Source organism: Nocardioides panacihumi (assembly GCF_039530925.1).
Classification (GTDB): domain Bacteria; phylum Actinomycetota; class Actinomycetes; order Propionibacteriales; family Nocardioidaceae; genus Nocardioides; species Nocardioides panacihumi.
This window is the reverse complement of record NZ_BAAAPB010000004.1, coordinates 91599-100778: the sequence shown is the minus strand read 5'-3', so window position 1 is coordinate 100778 and position 9180 is coordinate 91599. Positions and strand designations below refer to the sequence as shown.

The window sequence follows — 9180 nt, the reverse complement described above, 5'->3', positions numbered from 1 at the left end:
CGAGCGCCAGCGAGCTGCGAGGATGCGCCGACTCGGCCCCCGTGAGCTGCGAGGATGCGCCGACTCGGCCCCTCAGGCCGCACCCTCCGCGACGGCGGCCAGCCCTTCGAGCAGGACCACCTCGTCGGCCATCGCGACGCTCAGCTCCTTCACGAGGGGGACGACGCCGGCTCCGCGCCAGGAGTACGACGCGATCCGGTCGCTGACGTCGAGCATCGGCCGGGCCAGCTCGTCCCGCAGGTGGCCGAAGGCCGGCAGCGCCGAGTGGTCGCCCGCGAGTGCCGCGACGACCGCGTTCGCGGCGAGCTCGGCGTCCCGCAGTGCGTCGGTGATGCCGTGCGTGCTCATCGGGTCCTTGTAGAACCCGGCGTCGCCCACGAGCACCCAGCCCGGGCCCGAGGCCTGACGGAGGACGCCCGGGAGGCCGCTCCAGCCGTGGAAGCGGTCGACCCGACGGGCGTCGACGGCCGGGTGGCCCGGGGCCATCTCGGAGAGCGCGGCGCGCCACTGGTCCTCGGACCGCATCCGGCCCAGGCGCGCGGGGGTGCTGCTGACGAAGACACACGACGCGCCCCCGCCGGTCGGGATGACGCCTCCGGCCACACCGTCGCCGTACAGCCACTGCGTGCCACCGCCGGCGGCGTCGGCGTCGGCGTCGAGGTCGACGTAGGTGTAGCGCACGGCGCTGCGGTGCCGGCCGGCTGCGAGCAGAGCCGCGCCGGCCTCGGCGGCGACCAGGGACCGCACGCCGTCGGCGCCGACGACGTACCGCGCCGCGAGGTCACCCCCTGACGTCCGGACGCCGCGGACACGACCCGTGTCGTCGCGGAGCAGGCCGGTCACGGCCGTGGCGTGGCGCACCTCCACGCCCGCCTCGACGGCCGCGTCGACCAGGATCGCGTCCAGGACCGTGCGCCGGGGCGCGTAGAGCGCCTCGACGCCCGGACTGGGACGGATCGCGACGGTCACCGGCGCCTCCCCCGGGTAGCGGAAGGTGGTCGAGGTGATCGCCGGCGTACCGGCCGCGACGACGCGCTCCAGCAGCCCCCAGCGCGACAGCTGCAGGACACCGGCACGCATGAGCGCGTGGGTGGACACCATGTCGGCCCCGCGCCGGCCCCGGTCCAGCAGCAGGACCCGGGCCCCGGCACGGGCCAGGAGCATGGCGGTCGATGCGCCCGCGACACGGGCGCCGACCACGATGACGTCGTAGCTCATCCTGTCTCCTCCATCTCGAACAGGGCCGCCCGCAGGCCGCGGACGTCGTCGGCGCAGAGGTGGGAGACGACGTCGCGGGCGCCGTGCCGCGCGCCGTCGATGGTCGCCGAGTCGCGACGGTGCTGAAAGCGCTGCCCGACGACGTACAGCCCCGGCGCCGGGGTGGCGCCACGCACCTGGCGGATCGTGCCGTCCGGGTCGGTGACCGGGACGCGCAGCCACGGGTGGTGCGGCCGGTAGCCGGTCGCGACGATCACGGTGGTGATGCCCTCGGCCCGGAGGTCGATGGCCTCCCGGGTCGGACCCACGCGCACCGGAGCGGGTCGCTGTGACGGACCCTCCGGCGCGGTGCGCCACTCCTCGATCGTCCCCCTGAGCGTGTCCTCGTGCACACGTCGGTCGGCGGCGTCGAGGAACCGGTGCATCCGGCGGTCGGCCAGCCCCACGGTCGCGGCGAGCCCGCCGGCGTTTCCGAGGCGGATCCGATGTCCCTCGGCCTCGTGGAAGCGACCGACCAGCTCCACCCCCAGCGCCTGGAGGGCGCCGAGGTCGAGGTCGGGCGTGCGGGGGTCACCCGGCGCGCGCCCGACGATCTGGTACGACGCCTCGCGCCGTGCCGCGGCCCGGTCCGGCATGGTGTCGATCGTCCGCGACAGCCGCCCGGTGCGCTCCAGCCACCAGTAGGCGTCCAGACCCCGGTAGCGACGCGGCATCCGGGTGTGCCGACCGACCGCGAGCACGACCCTGCGGCCGGCGACAGCGAGCTCCTCGGCGATCTGGACGCCGGAGGAGCTGGCCCCGACGACCAGTACGCCGCCGGGCGCCAGCGCGTCCGGACGCCGGTAGCGCAGCGGGCTGATCACCTCGACCCCGGGATCGAGGCCGAGGAGCCCGGCCGGCATCGCGGGCCGACCGCTCGGACCGGTGGCGACCACGACGTGACGCGCCAGCCAGGTGCGGCCGGGGGTGACGACCCGGTAGCCGTCGCCCACGGCGTCGACCGACTGGACCGTCCGGCCCGTCTCGACGGGCAGGCCGGCGGCGTACTCCTCGAGGTGACCGACGAGCTGCGAGAGCGTCAGGTAGCCGTCCCGCTCCGGACCGTCGTAGCGCCACCCCGGAAGCCGGACCATCCAGCTCGGGCCGAGCAGCCGCAGGGACTCCCAGCGCTCCGTGCGCCACGACTCGGCGACGCGGCCGCGGTCGAGCACGACGTGGTCGCGACCGGCGCTGGTGAGCAGGCGGCTGACGGCGAGGCCGGCGTGGCCGGCTCCGACGACGACGGTGTCGATGCGGGTGACCATGGCACGGCCTCAGGCGGCCTGGCGCGCAGCGACGTCGATGCGGACCGTGGTGCCGTTGGTCAGCACGTCGTAGACGGCCGACCGGCGACGCGACTGCTCGACGATGCCCCGCAGGGTCTCCTCGTCGGCGTCGCACTCGATCTCGAACGACACCGTGATGCCCTGGTAGCCGTTGCGGACCTGGTCGGACAGACCCAGGATGCCGCGCAGGTCGATGTTGCCGACGACCGTGGAGGACACCTTCGTGAGCGTGACGCCGCGTGCGGAGGCGATGTTGACGACGCCCGAGGTGACGCAGGCGGCGATCGCGTGGAGCAGGTACTCCACCGGTGTCGGAGCCTTGTCGGTGCCGACGAGCACCTCCGGGTGGTCACTCTCGACCACGGTGGCCTCCCGGTGCTGCATCTCCTGCATCGCACCGAAGAAGTCGGAGTAGACGGTGCGGCTGTGGGTGCCGGACTGCCAGGTGTTCTGGGCCCGGAACTGGAACGCCGCGATGGCGGGGTTCTCCTTCACCGCGTCGAGCGTGGCGAAGAGGGTCGGGACGTCCACGCCGTTGCGGGCCGGACGCGGGGTGGTGGTGACGGTCATCTCGGTGCCTTTCGGTGGGGCGGCGCCGCCCTGTGCGGTGCCGCTCGACGCCGAGGTTCGCAATGCTTCCTTCCGGTCACCTTCCGCCGGAGCGCCGGAGTGGAAGGTTCGGGGAAGGTCGCCCTCGAAGGATCGGCCCATGACCATCACCACTCCGGCCGTCGGGGCCGTCGCACGGCGTACGCGTCTCGTGTCCGCCCGCGACATCGAGCTGTTCACCGAGATCAGCGGGGACCGCAACCCGATCCACTACGACGAGGAGCTGGCCGCGAGATCGCGCTTCGGTGGCGTCGTCGTCCAGGGCGGGGTGACGTCCGGGCTGCTCAACGCCGTCGTCGCCGAGCAGCTGCCCGGGCCCGGCAGCGTCTTCCTCGAGGTGTCGTGGCGCTTCCTGGCGCCGGTCCGGCCGGGCGACGAGATCACCGCGACCGTCGAGGTGACCGCTGCCCGCACGGACAAGCCCGTCACCACGTTGGCCACCACGATCACCAACCAGGCCGGTGTCGTCGTGCTCGACGGGACGGCTGTCGTGTGGCGCGACCCGGTCGTCGCCGGAGCATGACGGCCGCGGGGACTACTCGGCGCGCTCGGCGGCCTTCGCGGCCTGCCAGAGCTCCTCGATCTCCTCGATCGTGTAGCGCCGGCCCGACTCCCACACCGCCTGGGCCTCCGGCCCGAACACGTGCGGGTTCCGGCGCTTCATCTTGTCGGTCAGCCCGGCGATCACGTCGTCCATCGTGAACTCGCCCGCCTCCTCCGCGATCGCCGCGTGGAAGTAGATCTGCAGCAGCAGGTCGCCGAGCTCCTCCGCGAGATGCTGCGGGTCGCCCTCCTCGATCGCCTCGAGGACCTCCGCGGACTCCTCCCGGAGGTACGTCGCGAGGCTCCGATGCGACTGCGACGCCTTCCAGGCGCAGCGCTCGCGCATGAGCCGCATCAGGTCGAGGAACTCGACCAGGCCCTCGCCGGTGGCGCGCTCGTCAGCCACGGCTCGGGCCCTCAGCAGCTACGGCTACCGGGCGCCGGCGACGCCGACGGGTCCGCGGCGCTCTTGACCGCGGCCTTCGCCTGGTCGCTCGCGGCGACCGACAGGCTCGGGTCGACGTGGGTGAACTGGGCCCCGTCGAGCTTCATCCCGTAGACCGGGTTCACCACGACGTCCTGGCCGCCGAGCCACTCGGTGAACGACTGCTGGCCGACCTGGCCGACGACCGCGGTGACGTACGCCGGCGCGCCCTCGACCTCGATGATCGCGTCCTGGGTGGCCTGGTCGAACGAGGTCAGCTGCGCGCGCAGCTTGGCCTCCTCCGTCGCGTACGACGAGTCCGGCTTGATGCCCCGGACCTCGGCGAACTGGTCCGCCACCATCCGCGCGGCGAGCGCGCTGACGACCTGGGTGCGCACCGTCTGCGTCGTGGCCTGGGTGCCGACCTTCGCCAGCGCGGAGCAGTAGTGGGACGCGACGTTGTCCACGTGTCCGGTCGAGACGCTCATGCCGTCGATCGCGAGCGCGGTCCCCGGCCGGGGCCCGGAGCCACCGCAGGCGGTGAGCATGAGAGCGAGGACAGGGACGATCAGGAGTGTGACGCGGCGCACGGGTGAACCCTAGAGGATGAGCCTCAGAGTGTCGCCGAGTCGGCGCGTCCTCGCGTGCGAGCGGTGCCGAGTCGGCGCATCCTCGCAGCGCGAGCGGTGCCGAGTCGGCGCATCCTCGCACCGCGAGCGCAGCGAGCTGCGAGGTTGCGCCGACTCGGCGCCCTGGAGCTGCGAGGTTGCGCCGACTCGGCGCCCTGGAGCTGCGAGGTTGCGCCGACTCGGCGCTAGAGGGCGCCGAGCTGGTGCAGCAGCTGGCGCAGCAGCGAGCCGCGGCCACCCTCCATGTCGCCGGCGATCGCCTCGGCAGCCGCCTCCTCGGGGGTCAGCCAGGTGATCTCGAGGGCGTCCTGGCGAGGCTGGCACTCTCCGGAGACGGGCACGACGAAGGCGAGCGCGACCGCGTGCTGGCGCGGGTCGTGGAGCCGGTCGGGCCAGGGGAAGTACTCAGCCACGGCCGCAGGCACGGTGCTCACGGGGAGCACCGGGAAGGCGGTCGGGCCCAGGTCCTTCTCCAGGTGGCGCATGAGCGCGTCACGGATCCGCTCGCCGTGCAGGACGCGCCCCGACACCAGGGAGCGGGTGATCCGTCCGGTGGTCGGCGAACCGCGCAGCAGCAGGCCGACGCTGGCCACGCGGCCGTCGGGCTCGACGCGGACGGGCAGCGCCTCGACGTACAGCATGGGGACGCGGCGGCGCGTCTGCGCGAGCTCGCCCTCGTCCAGCCAGCCGGGCTCGACGTCCGCCGGCAGCTCCCACCGGGACGCCTCCTCGCCGAACTCCTCGCCGAACGCCTCCATCGTCATGACGCGACCCTATCCGGCGGCGACGCCCTCGCTGACAGGGTCGATCACCGCGTCGATCACCCCGCGCGCCCACTGCAGCAGCGCGATGCCGTCGAGCGGCTTCGCCGGGAAGCCCGATGAGATCGGCCGCGGCACCAGGATCGTGTCGACCTGCGTCTTGACCAGGGACTTCGGGTAGAGCCGCTGCAGGCGCACCTGCCGGCTCTCGGGGAGTACGACGGGCGCGAACCGCACGTTCTTGCCGGCGATCGTCACCTCGCCGACCCCCGCCTTGCGCGCCCGGGCCCGGAACCGCGCCACGAGCAGCAGCGAGGAGACCTCCTGCGGCGGCTCGCCGTACCGGTCGTCGAGCTCCTCCTCGATCGCGTCGACGTCCTCGTCGGAGCGGACCTCGGCGAGACGCTTGTACATCTCCAGGCGCAGCCGCTCCGACGGGATGTAGTCGTGCGGCAGGTGGGCGTCGACCGGGAGCTCGATGCGGACCTCCCTCATGTCGTCCGCGCTCGGGCCATCACCCTTGAAGTCGTTGACCGCCTCACCGACGAGCCGGACGTAGAGGTCGAAGCCGACGTCCGCGATGTGCCCGGACTGCTCGCCGCCGAGCAGGTTGCCCGCGCCGCGGATCTCGAGGTCCTTCATCGCGATCGCCATGCCGCCGCCCAGGTCGGAGTGCTGGGCGAGCGTCGCGAGCCGCTCGTGGGCGGTCTCGGTCAGCGGCTTCTCGGCCGGGTAGAGGAAGTAGGCGTACGCGCGCTCGCGGCTCCGGCCGACACGGCCCCGCAGCTGGTGGAGCTGGCTGAGGCCGAGGGTGTCGGCCCGCTCGATGATCATGGTGTTGGCGTTCGAGACATCGAGACCGCTCTCGACGAGGGTCGTGCAGACGAGCACGTCGAAGCGCTTCTCCCAGAAGTCGAGCATCACCTGCTCCAGCTGCTTCTCGTTCATCTGGCCGTGTGCCGTGGCGACCCGCGCCTCGGGCACCAGCTCGCGGATCTTCGCGGCCGCCTTCTCGATCGACTGCACCCGGTTGTGGATGTAGAAGACCTGACCCTCGCGCAGCAGCTCGCGCCGGAGCGCCGCGACGACCTGCCGGTCCTCGTAGGCGCCGACGTAGGTGAGCACCGGGTGGCGCTCCTCCGGGGGTGTCGTGATCGTCGACATCTCGCGGATGCCGGTGATCGCCATCTCGAGCGTCCGCGGGATCGGCGTCGCGCTCATGCTGAGCACGTCCACAGCCGTACGGATCCGCTTGAGCTGCTCCTTGTGCTCGACGCCGAAGCGCTGCTCCTCGTCGACGATGATGAGGCCGATGTCCTTGAACCGGACGTCCGGGTTGAGCAGCCGGTGGGTGCCGACCACGACGTCGACGGACCCGTCGGCCATCCCGGCCATGATCTCCCGCGCCTCCTTGTCGGTCTGGAAGCGGCTCAGCCCGCGCAGGACGACCGGGAAGCCGCTCATCCGCTCGCTGAACGTGCTCAGGTGCTGGGTGACGAGCAGCGTCGTCGGGACGAGTACGGCGACCTGCTTGCCCTCCTGCACGGCCTTGAACGCGGCCCGGACCGCGATCTCGGTCTTGCCGTAGCCGACGTCGCCGCAGATCAGGCGGTCCATCGGGACGCTGCGCCGCATGTCCTCCTTGACCTCCTCGACCGTGGAGAGCTGGTCGACGGTCTCGTGGAACGGGAACGCGTCCTCGAGCTCGCGCTGCCACGGGGTGTCCGGGCCGAAGGCGTAGCCCTGGGTGGCCTGCCGGGCGGCGTACAGCTTGATGAGCTCGGCCGCGATCTCCCGGACCGCCTTGCGGGCGCGGCTCTTGCGCTTCTGCCAGTCGGCGCCGCCGAGCCGGTCGAGGCTCGGCTGCTCGCCGCCCACGTAGCGGGTCACCTGGTCGAGCGCATCGGCCGGCACGTAGAGGCGGTCGGGCGGGCCGCCACGCTTGGAGGCGCCGTACTCGAGGACGAGGTATTCGCGGACCGCGCCGCCGACCTCCCGCTGCTTCATCTCCACGAAGCGGCCGACGCCGTGCTGCTCGTGGACGACGTAGTCACCCGTCTTGAGCTCGAGCGGGTCGATCTGCCGCTTGCGGCGCGCCGGCATCTTCTGCATGTCGCGGGTGGACGACTTCTGGCCGGAGATGTCCTCGCCGGTGACGATGGCGAGCTTGGTCTCGTCGTCGACCAGGCCGGTGGTGATCGAGCCGCAGGTGACGGTCACGACCGCCGGGTCGGGGTCGCCGTCGAGCCGCGCCGGGACGTCGCGCTCCCCCAGCGCCTCGACGGTGCGCTGCGCGGGGCCGTGGCCGGGGTGGACGACGACGGTGCGGTAGCCGGCCAGGCGCCAGGCGTCGAGATCGGTGATCGCCTTCTCGACGTCGCCGCGGTAGGGGTCGACGGGGTTGTGCGGGAGGGTGCGGACCGGCACGCCGGCGGTGTCGGCGGTGATCTGACCGGCGACGGCGTCGGCGTCGTCCGCCAGCCCGAACGGGCTCATCGACCACCAGCTCTGCCGTCGCGCGAGGGCGTGGGCGCGCACGTCGCCGAGGTCCCAGTAGGACGCCTTGCCCAGGTCGATCGGCGCGCTGCCGCCGCTCGCCGCGGCCGCCCAGCTCGCGCCGAGGAACTCCTCGCTGGTCGCCACCAGGTCGTGCGCGCGGCGGCGTACCCGCTCCGGGTCGAGCACCAGGACCTGGGTGCCGGCCGGCATCAGGTCGACCAGGAGCTCCATGTCGTCGACGAGCACCGGCGCGAGCGACTCCATGCCCTCGGCGGCGATGCCGGCGGAGATCTTGTCGGTGAGCTCGATGAGCTGCGGATGCACCTCGCCGAGCACCTTGGCGCGTGCCCGCACCTCGTCGGTCAGCAGCAGCTCGCGGCACGGCGGCGCCCACAGGCGGTCGGTGCCCTGCCCGTTCGGGGCGGCCATCGCCCGCTGGTCGGCGACGGAGAAGTAACGGATCTCCTCGACGTCGTCGCCCCAGAACTCCACCCGCAGGGGGTGCTCCTCGGTCGGCGGGAAGACGTCGACGATCCCGCCCCGGACCGCGAACTCACCGCGCTTCTCCACCAGGTCGACGCGGCTGTAGGCGGCGTCGGCGAGGCGGCGTACGACGTCGTCGAGGGGGGCCGTCTGGCCCGGCACCAGCTCGACCGGCTCGAGGTCGCCGAGGCCCTTGACCTGCGGCTGCAGGATCGAGCGGACCGGCGCCACGACCACGCTGATGGCCGGGTGCTCCGGAGTCGGATGGGTCAGACGGCGCAGCACGGCGAGGCGGCGGCCGACCGTGTCGGAGCGCGGGCTGAGCCGCTCGTGCGGCAGCGTCTCCCAGCTCGGGTAGTAGGCGACCGACTCGGGGTCGAGCAGGTCCCGCAGCGCGGCGACCAGGTCCTCGGCCTCGCGGCTGGTCGCCGTCACGGCGAGCACCGGCCGGTCGGCTCGGGCCAGCCCCGTGACCAGGAAGGGGCGCAGCGCCTCCGGCCCGGTGACGTCGAGCGTCGCGACGGCGCCACCGCGCGCGTCGGCGAGCACCTCCGCGAGGGTCGGCTCGGCGAGGACGGCATCGACCAGGGCTGACAGCACCGGCAGTGGGCGGGGCATGCTGACTCCTCCGAGCGGCACGACGACAGCCCCCGGTCAAGGCACGACAGGGGGTGGGAACTGCCTCAGTC

Annotated in this window: 8 protein-coding genes; 1 reads left to right on the top strand and 7 read right to left on the bottom strand. The window is 73.0% G+C overall.

Features of this window, described 5'->3' with window-relative positions; genetic code table 11:
- Window positions 1-72 precede the first annotated feature (72 nt).
- The 3 genes from ABD205_RS16495 to ABD205_RS16485 are packed head-to-tail and all read right to left on the bottom strand — an operon-like array spanning window position 73 to window position 3113.
- Window positions 73-1218: an NAD(P)/FAD-dependent oxidoreductase gene (locus ABD205_RS16495; protein WP_344046625.1), complete on the bottom strand. Its 1146-nt coding sequence runs from the start codon at window positions 1216-1218 to the stop codon at window positions 73-75.
- Entirely contained in the window at window positions 1215-2522 is a 1308-nt protein-coding gene (locus ABD205_RS16490) for a flavin-containing monooxygenase (protein WP_344046623.1), read from the bottom strand. The genes ABD205_RS16495 and ABD205_RS16490 overlap by 4 nt, the downstream gene beginning before the upstream one ends.
- Window positions 2523-2531: 9 nt before the next feature.
- Complete coding sequence (locus tag ABD205_RS16485) at window positions 2532-3113, bottom strand: OsmC family protein (RefSeq protein WP_344046621.1); 582 nt, start codon at window positions 3111-3113, stop codon at window positions 2532-2534.
- Window positions 3114-3252: 139 nt separating this feature from the next.
- On the opposite strand from ABD205_RS16485, the gene ABD205_RS16480 reads away from it, so the two are divergent.
- Window positions 3253-3675 carry a MaoC family dehydratase gene (locus tag ABD205_RS16480; protein WP_344046619.1) on the top strand — a complete coding sequence of 141 codons (423 nt, stop codon included), beginning with the start codon at window positions 3253-3255 and terminating at the stop codon, window positions 3673-3675.
- Between the two features lie 12 nt (window positions 3676-3687).
- On the opposite strand, the gene ABD205_RS16475 is transcribed toward ABD205_RS16480, so the two are convergent.
- The 4 genes from ABD205_RS16475 to mfd form a co-directional block, all read right to left on the bottom strand.
- The gene (locus tag ABD205_RS16475; RefSeq protein WP_344046617.1) at window positions 3688-4101 is read right to left on the bottom strand and encodes a MazG nucleotide pyrophosphohydrolase domain-containing protein; all 414 of its coding nucleotides are present in this window, start codon (window positions 4099-4101) and stop codon (window positions 3688-3690) included.
- 11 nt (window positions 4102-4112) lie between these two features.
- A complete protein-coding gene (locus tag ABD205_RS16470) occupies window positions 4113-4709 on the bottom strand; it encodes a hypothetical protein (protein ID WP_344046615.1) in 597 nt (198 codons plus the stop codon).
- Between the two features lie 224 nt (window positions 4710-4933).
- A complete protein-coding gene (locus ABD205_RS16465) occupies window positions 4934-5512 on the bottom strand; it encodes a DUF4916 domain-containing protein (protein WP_344046613.1) in 579 nt (192 codons plus the stop codon).
- A 9-nt stretch (window positions 5513-5521) separates the two neighbouring features.
- Entirely contained in the window at window positions 5522-9109 is a 3588-nt protein-coding gene (mfd, locus tag ABD205_RS16460) for a transcription-repair coupling factor (protein ID WP_344046611.1), read from the bottom strand.
- Between the last annotated feature and the right edge of the window lie 71 nt (window positions 9110-9180).

What these genes read in the sequence shown, in the direction of transcription:
- ABD205_RS16495 (WP_344046625.1), bottom strand. Translation starts at nt 1,218, where the DNA reads ATGAGCTACGACGTCATCGTGGTCGGCGCCCGTGTCGCGGGCGCATCG.
- ABD205_RS16490 (WP_344046623.1), bottom strand. Translation starts at nt 2,522, where the DNA reads ATGGTCACCCGCATCGACACCGTCGTCGTCGGAGCCGGCCACGCCGGC.
- ABD205_RS16485 (WP_344046621.1), bottom strand. Translation starts at nt 3,113, where the DNA reads ATGACCGTCACCACCACCCCGCGTCCGGCCCGCAACGGCGTGGACGTC.
- ABD205_RS16480 (WP_344046619.1), top strand. Translation starts at nt 3,253, where the DNA reads ATGACCATCACCACTCCGGCCGTCGGGGCCGTCGCACGGCGTACGCGT.
- ABD205_RS16465 (WP_344046613.1), bottom strand. Translation starts at nt 5,512, where the DNA reads ATGACGATGGAGGCGTTCGGCGAGGAGTTCGGCGAGGAGGCGTCCCGG.
- mfd (WP_344046611.1), bottom strand. Translation starts at nt 9,109, where the DNA reads ATGCCCCGCCCACTGCCGGTGCTGTCAGCCCTGGTCGATGCCGTCCTC.